At 34.1% G+C, this 20,150-nt stretch carries 13 protein-coding genes; 1 reads left to right on the plus strand and 12 read right to left on the minus strand.

The genetic code is table 11. The annotated features are described in order from the left end of the window. The 10 genes from BUA73_RS10435 to BUA73_RS10475 form a co-directional block, all read right to left on the minus strand. Positions 1-802: immune inhibitor A domain-containing protein (locus tag BUA73_RS10435; protein ID WP_143147001.1), on the minus strand; the 802-nt coding region annotated here is incomplete at its 3' end. 21 nt (positions 803-823) lie between these two features. Further along, the gene (locus BUA73_RS10440; RefSeq protein ID WP_072904072.1) at positions 824-4,879 is read right to left on the minus strand and encodes a coiled-coil domain-containing protein; all 4,056 of its coding nucleotides are present in this window, start codon (positions 4,877-4,879) and stop codon (positions 824-826) included. A gap of 198 nt (positions 4,880-5,077) precedes the next feature. Then, a complete protein-coding gene (locus BUA73_RS14240; protein ID WP_207649871.1) occupies positions 5,078-5,278 on the minus strand; it encodes a hypothetical protein in 201 nt (66 codons plus the stop codon). Next, positions 5,278-5,382, minus strand: coding sequence for a group II intron maturase-specific domain-containing protein (locus tag BUA73_RS14620; RefSeq protein WP_423230386.1), 105 nt, complete (start codon positions 5,380-5,382; stop codon positions 5,278-5,280). The genes BUA73_RS14240 and BUA73_RS14620 overlap by 1 nt, the downstream gene beginning before the upstream one ends. A gap of 1,042 nt (positions 5,383-6,424) precedes the next feature. Then, positions 6,425-10,051 (minus strand): Ig-like domain-containing protein, encoded by a 3,627-nt coding sequence (locus tag BUA73_RS10450; protein ID WP_072904073.1) that lies wholly within the window; start codon positions 10,049-10,051, stop codon positions 6,425-6,427. A gap of 1,371 nt (positions 10,052-11,422) precedes the next feature. Then, entirely contained in the window at positions 11,423-14,236 is a 2,814-nt protein-coding gene (locus tag BUA73_RS10455; RefSeq protein WP_072904074.1) for a hypothetical protein, read from the minus strand. Positions 14,237-14,526: 290 nt separating this feature from the next. Then, positions 14,527-15,546: a glycosyltransferase family 2 protein gene (locus BUA73_RS10460; protein ID WP_072904075.1), complete on the minus strand. Its 1,020-nt coding sequence runs from the start codon at positions 15,544-15,546 to the stop codon at positions 14,527-14,529. Between the two features lie 5 nt (positions 15,547-15,551). Next, the gene (locus tag BUA73_RS10465; protein WP_072904076.1) at positions 15,552-16,856 is read right to left on the minus strand and encodes a hypothetical protein; all 1,305 of its coding nucleotides are present in this window, start codon (positions 16,854-16,856) and stop codon (positions 15,552-15,554) included. 4 nt (positions 16,857-16,860) lie between these two features. Further along, entirely contained in the window at positions 16,861-17,442 is a 582-nt protein-coding gene (locus BUA73_RS10470) for a DUF6050 family protein (RefSeq protein WP_072904077.1), read from the minus strand. Positions 17,443-17,489: 47 nt separating this feature from the next. Beyond that, entirely contained in the window at positions 17,490-17,759 is a 270-nt protein-coding gene (locus BUA73_RS10475; RefSeq protein ID WP_072904078.1) for a hypothetical protein, read from the minus strand. A gap of 180 nt (positions 17,760-17,939) precedes the next feature. Here BUA73_RS10475 and BUA73_RS10480 point away from each other — a divergent pair, with 180 nt between their 5' ends. After that, on the plus strand, positions 17,940-18,518 hold the full coding sequence (locus tag BUA73_RS10480) for a manganese efflux pump MntP (protein WP_072904079.1): 579 nt from the start codon (positions 17,940-17,942) through the stop codon (positions 18,516-18,518). Between the two features lie 16 nt (positions 18,519-18,534). On the opposite strand, the gene BUA73_RS13730 is transcribed toward BUA73_RS10480, so the two are convergent. Beyond that, positions 18,535-19,731 carry a C39 family peptidase gene (locus tag BUA73_RS13730; RefSeq protein WP_084672226.1) on the minus strand — a complete coding sequence of 399 codons (1,197 nt, stop codon included), beginning with the start codon at positions 19,729-19,731 and terminating at the stop codon, positions 18,535-18,537. A 184-nt stretch (positions 19,732-19,915) separates the two neighbouring features. Beyond that, complete coding sequence (locus BUA73_RS10490) at positions 19,916-20,146, minus strand: hypothetical protein (protein ID WP_072904080.1); 231 nt, start codon at positions 20,144-20,146, stop codon at positions 19,916-19,918. Between the last annotated feature and the right edge of the window lie 4 nt (positions 20,147-20,150).

Consider the following 20,150-nt stretch of genomic DNA (forward strand, 5'->3'; position numbering starts at 1 on the left):
AAATAGTGAAATCCTCAACGAAAAATTCTTTTCCGCTTTTATCTGTTACTTTGTGATTTTTGTTTACTATAGCTTGTTTTTCAGCGGGAGTATACGAATCCATGTTTTCACCGAAAACATTGAATCCCCATCTAAAAGGCCAAATTGCATCTTCCTTAAGAGAACCCCCACCCCATTCTTCTCCAAGACCAGGGTGAATTACTACTAAACTATCTATAATGCCATCTGGTTCGTTATAATCTCCATCACCATCTAAGTCCCATTTATCTTCAATATCAAATTCAGACAAATCAACGTCCTTTGATGCCTTTTGTATTGCTTCTAAAACCAGATTTCTAGCATTTTTTTGATCACTTTTATCTACATTGGCACCGTAAGTAGCAGCCGGCTTATCTGCTGTATACCAGCCCATTACCTTGCCTTTGAACTCATAGGTACCACCGGATTCTTCCTTGAAAAATTTATTTACGGTTATATGATCATTTCCATCTTCCGTCTTGTATGTCTCATCACCAAAGAAAAGTTTTTCATAAAAATCAGCTGTGGTTTCCTTTCCTGTAAATGAATTTATTCTAAAATCCTTTTCTCTTTCATCTAGCTCCGTATATCTATAATCAGGAAAATCTATTAATATAACTAATGGTTTAGCCGTAAACTTTTCTGCACTCTGCGTTCTATCCACAGGAGCTAATGGATTTTCAAATACCCCTGTAGTCTGACCAAAAACTGTCATAACAGGGCTTATGCAATTCACCATCATGGCTGCCGATAATATTGCACCAATTATTCTACCTTTTTTCATCTAAAATTCCTCCTTTAAAATTTAGTCTATAACCACTACAACTATAGTAGCTGATTTTACTGATATCCCTTCGGCATTATAAATAGGAATATCAACATACCCACCCATTTCCGTTGTAGTCTTTTCAGTTAAACTTACAATTATTTTTCCATTTTCAACGCACACTTTTCCTATTTGCACATAGTCGCCTCTATCCTCATAAATTGGATACGTGTTATAAATACTTTCGCCTTCTAATATAGCACCTTCTAGTATGTTAATCTCAACATCTTTACCAACTTGTGATGAAATTATAGTTATCTTATTACCAGTACAAAGTGTAACAGACTTTACAGTTGATCCTTCAAACTTAGACTTTGCTATTTGTAAATCATCTATAGCTTTTTTCATATTGGCTATTTTTGAATTAGGATCTGAAAAAATTATATTAGCTTCTTTTATTGCATTATCGAATATAGTCTTTGATCCTTTAAGATGTAATTCAGCGTAGTCTCCCTCTTCAGCTTCATCATGTAATTTTCTACACTGTTCTACTAAAGTTTTTAATTCCTGCTTAGCAATGTCAAACTCTGTTTCTTCCTGCCCTAAGCTAGCTATTTTATCAAGAAGTCCCTGTAGCATTGCTACCATATCATTTTCAAACAACTTCTTAGCTCCATCTTGCAAAGCATTAAAATCTCTTAAGGCATTCTCTATACTAGTCTTATCCTGAAGTTTAACAGTATCCACAGTTAATTTTAGAACACTGTCATATTTAGTTTTAAAATCATCTGCATCTTTTTTAACAGCAGCTCCATCCGTTGCTACTTTAAGTGCCTCTAACTTGCCCTTTTCTTCAACGAGCTTATTTTTTGCACTCTCATCCAGTTCTGCATAAGCACTTAAGGCTGATATTATATCAGTTCTATTTTCTAAAATGACATTATCAACTGTTAGCCCCAAAACAGAACTAAAATCACTTCTGAATTTTTCTACCTTTTTATCTGATATTACACTCAATAAAGCAATCAACTTTTCAACATCAGTTCTTATTGCACTCTTTAAGCTATCGTCTGTTAGCTTGTCATATTCGCTAATAGCAGTTTTTATTATAGCTTCATCATTAATACTGACATTTTCACTGGTTAATTCAAACGCAGCTTTATGAGCATTCTTGAACTCATTAACTTTATCGTCCGCAGTTTTTTCAGTTATCGTAAGATACACTTTAACTATTTTGATAACATTGCCTTCACTATTTTTAATAGAAACATTTATATTAGCTTTATCAGCTGTTTTTAATATGCATTCTACCAACAAAGAATCAGTGGTAGTTTTTTTATTTGCTACTTTAACCCACTTTCCATTATTTAAATCCCATACTACATCATTTATACTCACTAAACTCTCGCCATTCTGTAATGGTATTTTAACTTCTAATGTTTCCCCTATTTTGCTATTTACTCGTCCATCAACTACCCCAACAGCATCTATAAGCTTTACATTGGAATCCTCATATGATTTCTTTGCTGTTTCCAAAGCACTTATAGCTTTATTTATATTTTCTATAGTATCAGAAGCCTGAACCTTTTCTGCACTAGCAATACATTCTTGGAATATAGCCCATGAACCAACAATCTTACTACCTTCCACTATGTTTGAATCAGGTTCTTCCACCTTTTTTATACCCTTGGCAGATGTTATAGTTTTCGTTAACTTATCAAAGCTTTTAAGCCTTTCAATTTCTGCTCTAAGGACCTCTAATGCTTTTGCTTCATCTGCTAAATATGATTTAGAAACCTCATTAAGAGTTGCATACTCATCCTCTGCACTCTTTATAGCAGCTTCATGCTCTAATGTGACTCCACTGACAGAAACGCCCAATATATCTACATGATTTGCCTTAAATATCAATGCACTAACCTTGTCCATCAATTTTTGTAGATGTTCCTTTATGTGTCCATGAGTTGTAAGTTCAGCATTAGAATCTACTATATCTTTTGAACCCTGTTGAAGATCATCATATTTAGCAATAGCAGCTAATGTAATTTCCTTGTCACCACTTTGAACCGTATCAATTGTCTTCTGAAGAATATCTTTGTATGACTTTGCAAAATCAGCTGCATCAACATCTATTCTCAGATCGTTTATCTTTTTCATTAACTTATCTAAGTTAGCTTTTTCTTCCACTAGCAAAGCCTTAGCCTCTTTTGACAATAATTCATAGTCATCAACAGCCTTTTGCACAGCTTCTCTATTAGATACACTTACAACACTCTCAGTTAAAATTAATTGAGCATTGTGAGCAGCCTTAAAATCAGCTACTTCCTTCTCTACGTTTTTGCCAGCTATAATTACAAGTAACTTTTCAAGTTCCACCTTTTTCTCTTTTAATGCAAGCTGAGCTTCCGGTGATAATGTATTAATCTCATCAATTACTTCTTTTATCCTTACATCGTCACCAATTTTTACATTTTTATCGTTCATATCAATAACTACATCTTTATTTCTAGTTTGGAATTCTTCTACCTCTAGTTTTATTATATTTTCTATACTAAAGTTGAGCTCTTTACTAGTTAAATCGCTACCTTGGATTTTCATACATACCCGATATGAACCAGTGATGTTTTTCACTCCAAACATGTTGTTAGTGAAATCAAAGCTTACACTAAATTTACCCTGACTGTTCATGCTTATCTGGTCAAAATAGCATATATTCCCTTGAGTGTCCTTTACTATAAGTATCATACCATTATCATCATACTCTGTAGCAATGCCACTTATTGTAACAAATTTACCCTTAACAGATACGTTGAGCTCACATAACAAGTCTCCATTTAACTTTGCATTTAACTTAGTTAAAATTTCTGCTTCCTTTATTAATTTTGCTTTCATATCTCCATGGAATCCCTCAAATTCTTTTAAGGCATCTGCAATTTCTTTCTTGTCAGATATATTAACTGTATCCACAGTCTTATTTAATAATTCTCTGTGACTCGTTTTAAAAGTAAAAACACTCTTTTCAATAAATTGATTTATGAAGTTTACAAGGGAATTAAGTTTCTCTTCCTCTTTTTTTAACGCAGCCTTATCTGATTTGCTCAATGAATTGAATTTATGAAGTGCTTCATCTATATATGTTTTATTTCTTATAATGCTCTCGTCCAGGTCCATGCTGAAAATTTCAGCATAATCTTTTTTAAACCTATCCACATCACTTATGTTATCGATTACAGGAGGGTAATATGGTAATGTTTCACTAGCCATATTGTCAATTAACTTTTTTTGTTCCTTAAGCTTTGTAACTTCATCTTTTAAGATTGCTTTTATATCCTCTGGCAGTATATCTATATACTCTATAGCTGCCTCAACAGTCTTTTTATCATTCGTACTTAAATCTTTATCTTTCTTTAAAAGTATATTTGAGTATGATTTTCTAAAATCAATAATTTTACCGCCTTTTACAAGGGTACTTAAAAACTCTATATTCAGCTCTTGGGCTTTTAATTTTATCAAATCATTATCAGTTACCTTTAGAAGCTCATTTATACATTCTGTAGTTTTATCAATATCCTCCAATTCATATTTTTCCTTAACATTTTTTATATTTTCAATCACGGCATTTATTATGCCCTGTTGAAACTCATCAATAACCACAGACCAAGAAGGAATATAATCCTGATTTTCTTTACAACTAGCAAATCCTTTAATAAGCTTACGCGCCTCATTTATTTTTTCTTGTGGTAATATCTTTTTCTTAGTAACCATATCTTGTTCATATATTACTTCGTATAATTTTACAAATAAACTTTGCTGAACCGGATCCAGCATTGCTGACAAAGTACCTGTTAACTGTTCTCTTAACTTTTTATCTGAGCTAAGACCTTCACTCAATGCATTTATAGCCTTTCTAGCAACATTAATGTCTTCTTGCAACCCCGATTTCTTAGCCTTCATAGTGTACGTATACGCTTGGGACCACAACTGATTTTTATCCACGTTCACAGCTGTTATGGCCATGGTTCCTTCCATTAAAGTTCCCATAGCTGTGGTTATAGCCATTACAGTGCTCATAACTTTTTTCTTATTATTTGCCATTGCTTACCTCCCAATTATATATAAGGTTTTACCCCTATATTTTTGAATATTGACCATGTATTATATCTATTATACCTTTTTAAATTTACATTCTATGTATACTTATTCATTGTTTTAATACTTTATTAATATATTTTCCTTTTTGAATTGAAGTTATAGATATATTAATTATTTTAAAAAAATTCTTTCATATAGTAACTATATCTGATCTACAACTTTGCCACTTGCAACTATCAATCTGTACTCAGTCTCCCACCAATTATATTTAGCACATGCTAGGCACATAAGAATCGAGTAGTAGGAAAAGATATATTCTAAGCCTTTTAAGGTTATCATGCTTTGGTTTAACTTTCTTCCATTGTTCCCCAACAGCACATGGGAATCCTTCTTCTTAGCCACTAATCTAAAGTCTTAAGAGTACTTTTTATATCAGCTAATTTAAAGTAATTAACCCAACAAACTATACTTTGCCTTAATTTAATTGAGCGAAATTCCATGCTCATGACATAATTTCTTCCGGTTACATCTTTTAATTTAGCTTTTAGTTTTTTAATAAAGTTTTCATGTACTCTTATTCCTATCTCACCTTTCTTTGGGTAAAATGTAAATCCTAAATATTTTAATTTCCAAGGTCTACTAGTGTCGGAATCCTAGTGGTCGTTTCTGTTCGTCAGACCATAGTTTTACCGCCGACTTCCTTCAGATTCCATACCACGGTGAACACCCTTGTCTTAAGCTATGCACTTGGCACTATCAACCCGTGCTTTGGACTATCACCCGTTATATTGCACCCATGCTGGGCGCACAAAAAACAGGGTCTTCGAATACTTTTTCGAGACCCTGTTTTATTAGCTAAATGTATGATATATTTAGTTTTTTAGTACAATATAAACACGAATTAAATTACCGACTAGGTTCCTTGGCTAACTCAGTGTTATCCTTCCCCTATGTTACCATAAGAGTATTTCAGAAGAGTCTTCCCCTACTCTATGCTCTGATTTTCGGCTGAGTGTCACAGCTACTATGAACCTGCTGAGCCCGTATATACATCACTGGTGCTGCTACACCTCTTTATATACAGCATCAAACGTTCCATTCTATCTATCCCTTATTTTGACTACCTTAGGTATCCACTAACGACTTACTTTGCCTTGGTTTAACAGCCAATTATGCCAAAGCCAATACAATATTTCAATTGTATTGATCCATACCAAACTGCAAGCATAGCTATCAATTTAACAGCATGAACTATAATTTATAAGACGCATTATAATGGATTCGTCTTCCTTACCATAGCAATCTTTTAAAGAACCCCGCATCTGACTCTCACAGATTACGACCTTACCTAGCTTCATAGACTTAACTTAGCAGTTCTAAATCTATGTAGGGGGCTTAGGTCAGAGCTATAGCTGTTTACTCTGAATAGGAATTTCACCTATTTAATCAATAGAACAGTTAGAAAATAAGGGGTAAGGGTTAATTTCCTCCCCCCTTATTTCCACCTATTTCGCCATAAGGCTTATAAGGTAACGTTTCGCACTTTTATTATGCAGTTGCTTTTGTAACTGTAACTTCTACACTTCCTACTTTTATTACTTTTCCATCTGCATTCTTAACAGTAACTGTTATTGTAGCTTTGCCGGCTTTCTTTCCAGTTACAGCTAAACCATCTTCCGCATCTACACTTACAGTGTCTGCATCGCTTGAAGTAACTACTAAAGTTTCTCCAACTGATTTATTATAACCACTTATAGTTCCCTTAACAGGATCATTATTATCTTTTGCTATTGTTAAAGTTGGTGCTGTTAATGTTCCTGTAGTTACTACTACTGCAGCTTTATACGCTTCTATTGCATCGTTTAATGTATTTGTAGCTTGTGTTAATTGTTCAGTTTTAGAATTAGCATTATTTAACACATCTTCTGCTGCCTTTTTAGCTGCATCTAATGTCGCTTTTGATCCTACAACTTGGTTTCCAACTACAACGCCTTCAGCTTTTCCTTCCTCTACTTTTGCTACTTCAGATATTTTAGCAGTTAATGCTTTTTTAGCTGCATCTTCTGCATTTGCTGTATCTATAGCTGTTTTTACTACTACTAATCTAGCATTTAAAGCATCTTTATCTTTTCCTACTGCTAATGCATCTACTAATTTCTTTGCTGCATCATAGTCTGCCTGAAGTTTGCTTCCTTCAGCTTTTTCTACTGCTGCTGTTGCTGTCTCTAATGCTTTTTTAGCTGCATCTTCTTCTATTTTAGATTGTACATCTTTTGAAGCAGTTACAGTAGCTTTTGCCTTAGCTTCGCCGCAAGTCATTTCAACTACAAATGTATCTCCATCTGTTAATTGTATTATACTTGCTGTAGCTGTACCATTGTTTGAATCAGCCTTTGCAGTTTTAGAATCAATATTCTTTATAGTAATTCTAGATTTAGCAAATAACTCTGCATTCTTGATACCATACTGATCTTTTACAGTTGAAGCTATAGCATTTCTTATCTGATCTGCTGTTATAGTTCCTACACCTAAAGTAATATCTTCATCCTTAGCTGTGTCTAAAATAACAAATGACTTTCCAGCAGGTGCTACTTTGGATAATGTTAAAGTTCCTTTTAAAGTTTCAAGGAATGCTCCATTGCTATCTTTAACATTGATAGTTACAGTAGTAGTTGTTGTATCTTTGTCTTTATCAAAATCAGATGTTTCTACTTTTTTCTCAACTATATCTCCACTAGAAGTAGCTGTTAACATGTTTTCATTTACTTTTATATCATACATTGAAACTGGTAGAACTACTTCTGTACCATTTTCAAGTACTCCAATTACTTCAGGTGTTGCACAATATTTATCAGATGCAACTTTTCCTTCTGTTGTATCGACGTACATTGTACCTAAATCAGATAATTTAAATGATTTGAATGCATTCTTCTTTACAACTGTTATAGTTTCATTTCTAGTACTTCCATCAACATCTTTAAAATCTTTGTCTTTTTCACCCTTTGTTTGAAGAGTTATAGATACATTAATCTTACCTTCATCTGCTCTAGTTAATTTTACACTTGCCTTTTCGTCTTCAATGTAATCTACTTTTTCCACTTTATCAATTGTTGTAACTACTTTAATTCTATTTTCAGGCTTTTTAACCCAATCTAATATATCGTCTGTGCTCATCATGCTACCATGCTGATCTTGAGCTAATATATTTTTTGCATAAAGTTCTTTTGTATCTCCTGCTACCATGCTCTTAGAAAAATCTTTTACTAAGCCTACAATAACGTTGGCCTGAATTGCAGCTCTTACATCAAGCATCATGCTAGAGAAGTTGCCACCATTAGTTACAAGAGATGTTATATAAACCATTCCCTCTTTTGTACCCTTAAATTCAAGCTTAGCTTTTCCTTTATTAGCACCTTCTGTTATTTCAACAAATTTCAAATTATCGCTGAAAGTAATCTTCCCATTTAAATCTGCATATTTGGTAATAGCATTTCCATACTGATCTATTGCTTCAAATGGTATTTCTATTGTTTTGCCTACAGTTACTATCTGCTGTGGAGCAGTCATATTGAATGTTTTAACTTCTGACGAAGCCGTTGCTTCAAATTCGAATTTACTTACATTTCCTGTAGCAGTTGACACAGCTTGGATTGTAACCTTTCCGCCTCTTTCTGGCATGCTTCCTCTTACAAGCTTCAATCCAAATCTCATGTTTCCATTACTATCTTCAACAAGCTCTAAATCCGTTCCATCAGATGCAGGAGTTTTTACAAATAGTATATTATCGCATGTAAACACAAGTGTTTTCTTCAATGAAGTTAATGTAGATTCACTTGGTATAATTTTGTTTCCATACTGATCTAATACATCAAATAATAAATGGAACTTATCATTTGCGAAATCAGCACCGAATTTTTTGCCATATTCATTGTATATTTTATCAAACTCAACTTTGTTAGCTTTTGATTCAAGTCCAATTTTAACTTGAGAATTTACAACTTTTGAAACTCCAGTTGTTGCATTTGCGTATACACCAGTTACATAAACAAGTTCTCCTGGGATAAATGCAGCTGTTTTAGAAATAGGCAATGTTCCATCATTATTTCCACTTGCCTGTACTCCTGTAGAAATTGTCCAAGTTACTTTTGAGAATTCTCTCTTTGTAACATTTTCACCATATTGGTTTAATATTTCAAAGTTAACCATTGCTTTTTTAGATTCACTATTAGAAACTATAGGAGCATTTTCTGATAGAATTTTTATATCAGATACTTTTTCATTATCCACTTCAAACTCAACTTCAAGAGCTTTTTCAGTTAAACCTTCTGCTGTAACCTTATAAGTTCCCTTTGTTAAGTTGATTGTAGTTTCAATTATTGCGCTCATTTTATCATCAGCAAATGTTACTTTTTCAACATTTGTTGTGATTAGGCCTTTCTTTAGAGTAACTTTTGCTTTTGCAGTGTCGACTGGTTTGCTAAACTTAACTTCGATTTTTTTAGCTCCTACAGCTTTTACAGAAGCTATTGCTACTGTATCTTCAAGAACCTTAAGTTGAGCATCTAGCCCTTCCGCAAATTCCTTTGTTTGTTTATTTACAGTTTTTAATAACTTATTTAAACTTTCTCTTGCTGCCTTAACATCTTCAGGTGTTTTTGATTTAAGAGCTTTTTCAAAAAGCGCTACAGTTGCATTTGTATTAGCCTGCTGAAATTTATCAACTGTTGATGACCACGCGCCTATATAAGCCTTGTATTCCTCTGAATCTTTTACATAAGCTCCCTTGAAGCTTTCAACAAACTCCATTGCCTTGTTGATTTCTTCCTGAGATAAGTTTTTCTTCTCAGTTTTATTGTCTTCTTCGTAGATTATTCCATAGAATTCTTTGAACTTGTCCTGCTGTAATGGATCAAGCATTCCTGATAATGTACCGATTAACTGAGCTTTTAAATCCTTGTTATCCTTTAAAGCTGCATCCAATTCTCTTACAGCTTTTCTTGCTACATTAATAGCTTCCTGTGTCTTCTTGTTCTGCGCTTCTTGCGTTGCTGTAAATGCGGCTTTGTACAATTGATCAACAGTATCAGCTAGTACAGTGGTTGCACCCATTACACTACCAAGCCCCAATGTTGTAGCTAAAACGCCACTTAACACTTCAGTGTTCTTCTTGTTCATACTCAATTCCCTCCTATTTAGATAAAAACTAAATTTTATAAAATTTATTTTTTAAAGCCCAATATCATAAGAATATACTTTTAGTCGTATATATCCTTCTTCAATTCAGCTTTGCAAACAAAATAATAAATGAGTAAAAAATAATTAACTAAATGAATTAATACAAGTTTAATTTAATTAGTATGATTTAGAATATTACTCAAGTATTATTATATAGCTTGTTTTTTTTCATTTCAAATTTTTCGTATGCCAATATTCGACAATATTCTCCATGATAAATACCTTGATTCAATATTTACTATATTTTTTTGAATTAAATTTATATAATATTCATTTTTGTAATTATTTTTGTCTTTTTATTACTTTCTTATATCATAATTACATTTCTAATATTTGCATGTATAAATTTACTAAATATATTTTATAAATCAAAAAATAAAAGCCATTACCCCACTACTGTATATATTCACACAGTAGCGAAATAATGACTTTATTGTATATTATATGCTTTTTTATCAATACTAATTTATATTCAATTAATTTTATTCTTCAATATATAGTATTATTTTTCCTATTTTCCATTGAAAAATTCTTTTATATTAATCAAAAAAAATTTTTACATGTTTTTTTTAAATTTTTATCCAAATTTGGACTACTTTTGGTTCAAAAATTAGAAATCATAATTTAAAAAATATGCTGTTTGTATTCACTTATACTTATTTTTAGATTACCGACTAGGTCCCTTGGCTAACTCAGTGTTATCCTTCTCCTATGTTACCATAAGAGTATTTCAGAAGAGCCTTCCCCAACTCTATACTCTGACTTTCGGCTGAGCGTCACAGCTACTATGAACCTGCTGAGCCCGTATATGGATCATAAGTTCTACCAAACCTACCCACACACAGCATCAAACGTTCCGTTTTATCTATCCCTTTATTTTGAAATGCCTTAGGTACCCACTAACGACTTACCTTGTTTAAGTTTAATAGCCAAAATTATTCTTAAACCAGTGAAGCATCTCATCTTCACCGTTCCATACCAAACCAAAAGCATAGCATCATTTAACAGCATGGAATATATTTATAAGACGCATATTCATGGGTTAGCTTTGTTTACCATAGCACTCTTTTAAGGAGCCCCGCATACGACTCTCACGTATTACGACCTTACCTGGCTTCACAAAGTCAAAATAGTAGTTTTAAACTTCATGCAGGGGTTCAGGCTCAAATCTTTTAAAATGGCTATTAGATCTGGATAGGACTTTCACCTACCAATTCAATAAAACAGTTTATATAAAGGGCATGGGCTTGCCCCACGCCCTTATATAGCTTATTTCGTTATTAACTTATAAAGCAACGTTTCGCACTTTTATTATTTGGTAATTCCTTTACCTGTAGCTCTGATTGTTAAATCTAACTTAACACTTCCAGCTGTAATCTCTATAACAGCAGTTTTTCCAGCTGCTAATTCAACAATCTTCATTCCTGTCTTACCGTTTTCTGTTACAGTTCCACCTTCAATGGATTTAACTATTATAGTAGCATCCTCCATTAATTTAGATCCTGCAACACCATACTGGTCAACAACTGTTGCTGTATCTATAACAGCTGCCAATATTTCTGCTCTGCTTAAGCTGCCAGTTTTTTCTACATCGTAGATTCCGTCAACAACATTAGCATTAAATTCTGCATAAGAAGCTTTTGGTGCTGCGCTAGTTAATGTTAATTTACCCTTTAATGTTTCAGAGATTATTCCATTAGCCTGGATAACATTTACTGTTACATCAACAGCTTTAGTTTCAACAACTTTACCATCAACTAATAAATCATCTGCTGTTACATCACCTTTAGTGATTTCTGGTTTTGCTATAGTTAATGCTTTCTTGTTTACTGTTGCAACAGCGATATCTAGCATCTCAGCTGGTAACTGTACTTTTGCACCATTTTTCATTACTCCGAATACTGGAACTGAAACCTTGTATCCTTCAGCACCAACATATAGTGGAGCTATTTCTCCTATTGCATAAGATTCAAATGCATCTCTTGCAACGATTGTAAATGTTTCGCTCTTTTCTGTTCCTGCTATAACTTTGCCGTCTTTAACTAAAGCAAATGTTACAGTCTTAGTTCCTGCTTTAGTTACATCTACAGCAACATTTCCTAAATCAGTTAATACTTGAGCTCCAGTTTCATTGTATGATACAGCTTTAACTGAAACGCCTTCTGGTAACTTAGCACAAGATATTGTTTCACCATACTGATCCTGGAAGTTGAAATTCTTAGCTTCAAAAGCAAATGCCTGTCCTGTAACAGTTGTCTTGCTATATTTGCTGTTTAATCCAACTAAAGCTTTAGCTTCAGATGCTTTTTCAACTTTTATAAGCATGTTCTGGAATATAGCTGCTGCTGGATGAGTTGCAGTTACTGAAACATATCCTTCTGTTAACTTAGTAGCAACCCCAGTACCTAATCTCAATACTGCTTTACCCTTATCTTTTCCTGTTAAAACTTCATCAAGGTAAGCACCTGTAAATTTCATAACTTTTAAATCATCAAATTTTGTTAATTTGTTTCCAAACTGGTCAAATGCTTCAAATGGAATTACAACGTCCTTATCATTAGTTCCAGCCTTAACAATTCCTTCTGGCTGTATCATCTTAAATGATTTTAATGCAGCGGCTGGAGCTACACTTACTTCAACCTTGTCCATTTTTCCAGTGTTCTTGCAGATAAGAGTTACTATAGCAGTGCCGCCATTTTTGTAATCTGCACCTGATGTTAATTCAACATAAAGAGAACCGTCGTCAGCTTTCTGTACCTGTGAAGCCACAACTAATCTCTCATTTGAATTACTGAACACTAAATGTTTGTTAATCTCAACAGCATCATTTAAGTTGTTTCCATACTGATCCAAAACTGTTAATGCTGCATAACGTTTAGTAGAATCATTTTTGTCTACTGTAACAGCTCCAAATTTAACTTCTGAAACTATTGATTTTGCAACAACTTCTACTTCAGAAGTTACAACGATAGGAGTTATTCCATCTATATATACACCATTTATGATAACTTTTCTCTGCATTCCTGCTATTTGAGGTATGTTTATTATTTCAAATGTACCTTTACCATCATCGTTCTGAGCTGTTCCTAAAGATGGTGTCCACTTCATTTTAGAAGCATCAATTGTCTTAGTTTCTCCATACTGGTTTACAGCTTTGTACTGAACCTTTATTGAGTCAGTTGCGCCTGCTGTGTTAACTACTGGAGCCTGCTTTGTAACAACTTCTATTTTAGCAACTTTTTCATCTTCAACTTTTACTTCTGCAACTAAAGCTTTTTCAGTTAATCCTGCTACTGTTACTTTGTAAGTATCTGCCCACATAGTAGCCGTAGTTTCTACTATAGCTGTAGTTTTGTCTTCTGAGAAAGTTATTTTGTCAGTGTTAACTGCTATGATTCCTCTATTTAAAGTTATCTTTGCTTTTTCAGTATCTACTGCTTTGTTAAATTTAACTTCCATTTTTTTAACGCCAATTGGTTTTACAGATACTAAAGATACGTTCTTTTCTAATTCAGCTACCTGGATATTTAATCCTTCTGCAGCAGTTTTAGCATCAGCATTTGTTGATGTTAATAATTCGTCAACTACTTTTCTTGCTGCTTTTACATCTGCTTCAGCTTTAGTTTCAATAGCTTTTTTAACTAATGCAGTTGCTTCATTTACATTAGCTTGCTGGAACTTATCAACTGCTGTTGACCATGCTGGAACGTATTGTTCATTTTCTTTTGCACCCAAGAAAGCTTCAACGTATTGTCTAGCTTCGTTGATTTCTTTCTGAGTTAATTTTTCCTTTAATGTAGCCTTGTCCTCTTTGTAAAGGATATCGTAGAAAGCTACAAATTGTGCTTGCTGTAATGGGTCTAATCTTCCAGATAAACCACCAACAAGCTGCTTTCTTAATGCTTCGTTGTTCTTTAATGCTGCATTTAATTCTCTTACAGCTGCTCTTGCAACATTTATAGATTCCTGAGTTTTAGTTTTTTCTGCTGCCTCAGTTGCAGTATATGCTTTTGCATATAAATTGTCGACTTCCTCGGCAAATACAGTAGTTGCACCCATAACTGTAGTAAGAACAGATGAAGTAGCTAATAAACTACTTAATACTTTTGTACTTTTCTTGTTCATTCTTAATTCCTCCTGTTTAGATAACATAAAATAAGTTTAATTTTAATATATAAAAATTAAAATTTTATCGATATTTTTCGACTTAATATCCTTATATTCGACATTATACAACATTTTTTTTGTTTTGTCTATTGAAAAGCTTTAAAATATGCGATATTTTTTATGAACTTCTTCTATTTATTTAATTCAATTTAAAGGAATTGATATAAAATTTATCTCTATTGAAATATTTTATGTTATCTTATTAATTAATTACAGTTAAAAAAAGGAAACTGAAGCCTTATTTAACTTCAGTTTCCTTTTTTTGATAGTCCCTTCCAAAGGGCAGCCACCCTATTAAATTTTCCAGTAAAAATATATTTTAAAAGTACTATGATTCTAGTTGAATAGAAAAACAATTTTAATTTTAACTCTTTGATTTTACTGCCTTTAAAGTATTTTTTGCCGTATTTATTAATTAGCCTCAGCCTGTTTCTAGTGTTCCACTCAATGGCAAAAGGCGAAGCCTCTCCCCCAGTAGATGAACTTACCCTGTGATATATAAGAGCCTTGGGACAGTATTTTATGGAAAAACCATTTTCCATGATTTTTAGGCAATAATCTACATCCTCATAATACATAAAATATTCCTCGCTGAGCACGCCCACACTTTCTAAAGCTTCCTTACTGATAAGCATAAGACACCCCGTAGCAAAGGTTATGAAACACTCGTTATCGTACTGGCCCCTATCCACTTCTCCCTCACCCCTATGAGCACCGTAAAACCTATTCTCCACAAACTCCCCACCGGCAAACCACAAAGTATCCCTCTTGCCCTCATAGCATATCTTCCCCGTGACAATGCCAACTTTATTTCCTTTGCCCTTAAATGCTGTGTTCCCTCTTTCAGTGGTGGAATTACACTCTACACTTTGGCACATTTCTCCTATACCATGGTCCTGCACCGCCACATTCACCAGGTAATCTAAGAAATCTTTTTCCACTAAAGTATCATTGTTGAGAAGCAATACATACTCACAGCCAATATCCATGGCATACCTAATCCCCACATTATTTCCCGCAGCAAAGCCTCTATTGGATCCTGCCTGAAGAAAAGTGCACCCCTGCCCTTGGCCTTCATGATAATTTTCATCAATATATTTATTTATTATCCCCTGCGAATCATCAGTGGATTTATTGTCAACCACAATAACATGATAATTACTGTACTCTATCTCTCTAAGAGACCCTATGCACTCCAAAGTATCCTTACTTCCATTGTAGTTTAGCAGTATTATCCCAACCAAGGGCTGCTTTATATCATTGGTCATAACTCTTATACTCCATCATTTTCTTTTTTCTTCATAAACACCATGCCATATTCAATAAAAAACACAAGCCCCACATTGATAATAAGAGTTGTTATCCTAAGGGAATTGTCAAACACACTCCACAGCATAACACTGGTAATGTTAGTGTACAAAAGGAATTTCCCCATAGGTGTAAAATGCTTTCTGCTCTTAAAAATCACAATGGAACCATAGGCAAGGCCCATAAATATCATCAAATAAATTGCAAATCCTAAAACACCAAAATCCTCAAAAGCATTGGGAATAAAAGACATAGCATTAAGCCCCACCTTGTCGAACAAATAAGGCGTATAACTGCCCCTCTCCATTAGCCATAACTTAAACTCTTCCCCCTTACCAATCACATTAGCACCCAATTTAATAAAAGGATAAAGCAAATTGCTCATAAAGGAAAAACCTCCAATGGACTCATTTGCAAGAGCAAAAGCCACATTTTCCAGAGGACTAGTGAGGTAAATGTACACCCACAAAAGCCCCGTAGGAACTAGCTGGCTGACACCATAGTGCTCCCACAAAGTCCTATGATAAACATTTTCCAAAACATACTCCATGCGCATATTTCCAATGTACCCAAAGAACCCAATGAAGGCCACTATCATAGCAGCAAACCCACAATACACCAAAATTCTCTTTTTCTTGCCAATGCTCTCCTTGTAGTTTATGAAGTTGAACACCTCATATACTGCCACCGTAATAAATATAAAAGCAATAGGCCCCCTATTTAGAGTGAGGAACAGTATTCCCGCACTGGCCACCGCTAAAATCACATGCTTAATTTCCTTAAAAATCCTGAACAATATGTATTCCACCTGACACACAAACACCAACATATATATAATGTATGCCCCATAATGCCCTAATTGCTGCTTTTCAATCTTATTGGGATACAATATAGCCAGCCCATACTCCTTGGCGTCCATGGCAAACACAATCGCCGCAACAACAAAAATAGCAGCGCAAATGTAAAAGTACACCTGCCCATATATCTTATTGTCAGAACGTTGCACCGCCCTCACATCCTCCATAACAACACCCTTAAACCTGCTCATCATGAAAAACGCAACACACATCACCGTAACAATGACATTCACCATGACAGTCGGATTGTACAAACTACTAAGCTGCAGATTATACAGCCCAATGGCACCACCCCACAAGATAAACATTATCTTAATCTGGTCCACCAAAGTGCACAACCCATTCCTATTGATCCAATAAAAAACTGTTATGAACACCACCAACAGCTGCATAACTCCAAGAATTCTATACACATCTTCACTTCCTTTTCTCGCTAAGTTCCTGTATCCTTTTCATTACCTCAATTCTGTCCGCATCCAATATAGGGTCCTCAATAACCCCATAAATATTCTTATTTCCACAGCTATTCTCATTTACGCAGTTATTCTCATTTACACATCTATTGTCATTTATACATCTATTCTCATTCCCATAGCTATTTGCATAATCATGTGGACAACCACTGCTATCTTCATTACCTAAACCCCCAGAACCTTCTAGCTCATCCTTCATGACAAACCGCCACAAAGTGTATGGAATATACCCAAAAGCACGTCCAAGGGTCCATGCCAAAGCTGCCACCCCCAATGCGCAGCCCACTATCACCGCCAAAATAGCCGTGACAACTTTAGCAAAAGTCTTCATATTTTTATCAATTGGAAACTTTTTTAATATCATATAAATGCCAAAAGGAAAACTACAGTACACAAATAGTACCCCAAAATCCACGGATTCCCCCACTTTGCACAAAGGACTCAAAACAATTCCCAAGGCCAAAACAATAGACCCTGGTATAACAGTATTATTCATAAAATCCTTTAATATTTCATTCTTAGACATTTTTAGCCCCCTACCACATATAAATCCCCTGTTTATAATGTGAATTATTAGTGAAAACTTTTATTTCTATTAACGCAGAAAAGCAGCACAATCACCGATGTCAACACCAAAAGCGTTCCATAAGCTGCAACGTAAAAATAAACTATACCATCATCCAAAGCATGAGTAAAATACAATATAATGGCACATACCACTGAAGACACGAAGCCTAAAATCACAGGCACTACCTTGAGTTTTGAACTCTTAACCTTACTTATAAAAAAATAATCTGCTATTATCAGCAAAATTCCCACTAGAATAGGTATTGCTATTTTCATGATAAAATCTCCTTTATTTATAAATTAGTCAAATTAATTATACACCATTATTTCAATTTTTACTCTCAAATAATTTACATTTTAATGTCAAATTTTTGGGAACTTCTTATGTTGACGTTTAATTTGCATTAATGTATAATCTCCATTAATTGGACTTAATTATTTTAGGAGGAAAAATTTATGGGAATCATCGCATTAATACTACTTGCCATTGGCCTTTCCATGGATGCCTTTGCCGTATCCATCTGCAAAGGGCTCAATATGACAAAAATTAATTTCAAACATTGTACCATAGTAGGATTGTTTTTTGGAGGCTTTCAAGCCCTTATGCCACTTATTGGCTGGTTTCTCGGCTCCCAATTTCAATCCTACATAACATCCTTTGATCACTGGGTAGCCTTTGCTCTTCTAGCTTTTATAGGTGGAAAAATGATTTACGATTCCATCAAAGTGGATGAAGATGAGGACAAGGATTCAGATATATGCGCCATATTAAATATAAAAGATTTATTTATTCTATCCATCGCCACAAGCATTGACGCCCTAGCTGTAGGAATCACCTTCGCCCTACTTCCAAACGTAAACATATGGCTTTCCATAGCCACCATAGGAATAATCACCTTCGCCCTATCTTTTGTAGGCGTCATCATCGGAAGCAAATTTGGCAAAAAATATGAAAAACGTGCAGAATTTCTAGGCGGAGCAATCCTCATCACCCTAGGAATCAAAATCTTAGTAGAACATATTTTGGGCCTATAGTTTTGGAAATATAATTTTACCACTTCATTTTAGAATAGCTCCACATATTATTAATTTGTGTGGACAACTTCTCATAGCTCCAAGGCTTCTTACTCCTATATACGCAGTTGGGGTCATTAATGTAAAATCCATCTTTTCCATATCCATGTATCACTACAAAATGCCCCTCTGCTGTAAAATCTCCTGGACTCATGGTGGCGATAAGTACATTGCCACTATCAAGTTCTACCTTCATATTTTGTTCTGAAAAGGACATCTCCTTCCCCTTTATCCCATAGCCAATAACAGCCTTGGTCATTAACTTCCAATCTGTCCCTACTCCCTTTATATAAAACCCATTATTTTCGCTAAACTTCGCCATTTCATCTGGTGTTACGACATAATCAGACATAGAATTAATTACCATAGAAAGACAGGTAGGAGCACACCCCGAAACCGCAATAATGCTATTGCCATATGGTTTATATCCCCATCTCTTATCCCACTGAAGAATCAATGAATTTTTCTTCTCAATATCATGAGTCTCGTAGCTGCTAGCCTCCACAGCCCCTCTACTAAGGTACCCACTTACAAAGTTTATCATCTCCGGGTTGTTCACCAAAGAACTCAACAAAGCCACAGGATATTTTTCTTTCTCATCATATATTTTTTTTACTTTTTCATCATTATTAGACATTTTTTTCAGTTCACTATAAACCTCTTCATCAGTTCTCTTTTTAGGCTCGCCAACCTCACATTTCACATAATTTGAAGCATTTGATTGCAAGGAATCACTATTTTCTTTTATACCATTGCCACTTATATTATTTTGTATTTCGTCCCTCTTATCACCACTTTGAGTATGGTCTTCCTTAATCTGCACCTGCTCATTATTTCCAGCAAAGTGCCCCTTATAAAAATATGTACAAAACATCAAACTTCCCGTAGCCCCTACAACCGCCACCATGGCTTTTATCCACTTCTTTAATTTACTTTTTTTCTTCTCTCCACTTTGCTTAATTAAATATATATCCGAAGACTTTTTATAGTCAATTTTTTTTATTTTGTAATTACTCTCTTTTATTAATTCATTTTTATTGTTATTATTTTTTTTATTATTTTCTTTATTATCTTTATTGTTTTTGTTGTTTTTATTATCTTTATTGCTTTTGTTTTTACTGTTATTATTGTTGTTTTTCGTGGATACATTTCGTATTTTCTTATCTCTTTTCATACAGTCTCCTTTCCTTTTCTACTTCTAAGTTACTCCACTTCATTTGTTGAGGTTTTAATTCATACTACTTATCATACTATTTATCCCGTTTCATTTCCACATTTTTTAATGTTAAAAAACATTTTATTCGAAAAATATTTCATAGCAAAATAGTCTTATTATTCTGCACATGCTCTCTGTAACATTACCATTTTAAATTCTCCCATACATATGGCTCTTTTGGCAAATGCAGTGATAAGCCGCAGGCTTGTGCGCCCTCCACCATAAGGCCGCAAGGCGGCAGGTTCACAACTTCCCAATATTTAATAACACTTCTTATAGTAATAGATACCAAATTTAATTTTTTTGTTAACGCAAACCCCTCATAAATCCTCCTAAAATCTAAAAAAGCTCCCCAAGAGTTTTTTACTCCCAAGAAG

It is taken from the genome of Hathewaya proteolytica DSM 3090, assembly GCF_900142225.1.
Taxonomy (GTDB): Bacteria; Bacillota; Clostridia; order Clostridiales; family Clostridiaceae; genus Hathewaya; species Hathewaya proteolytica.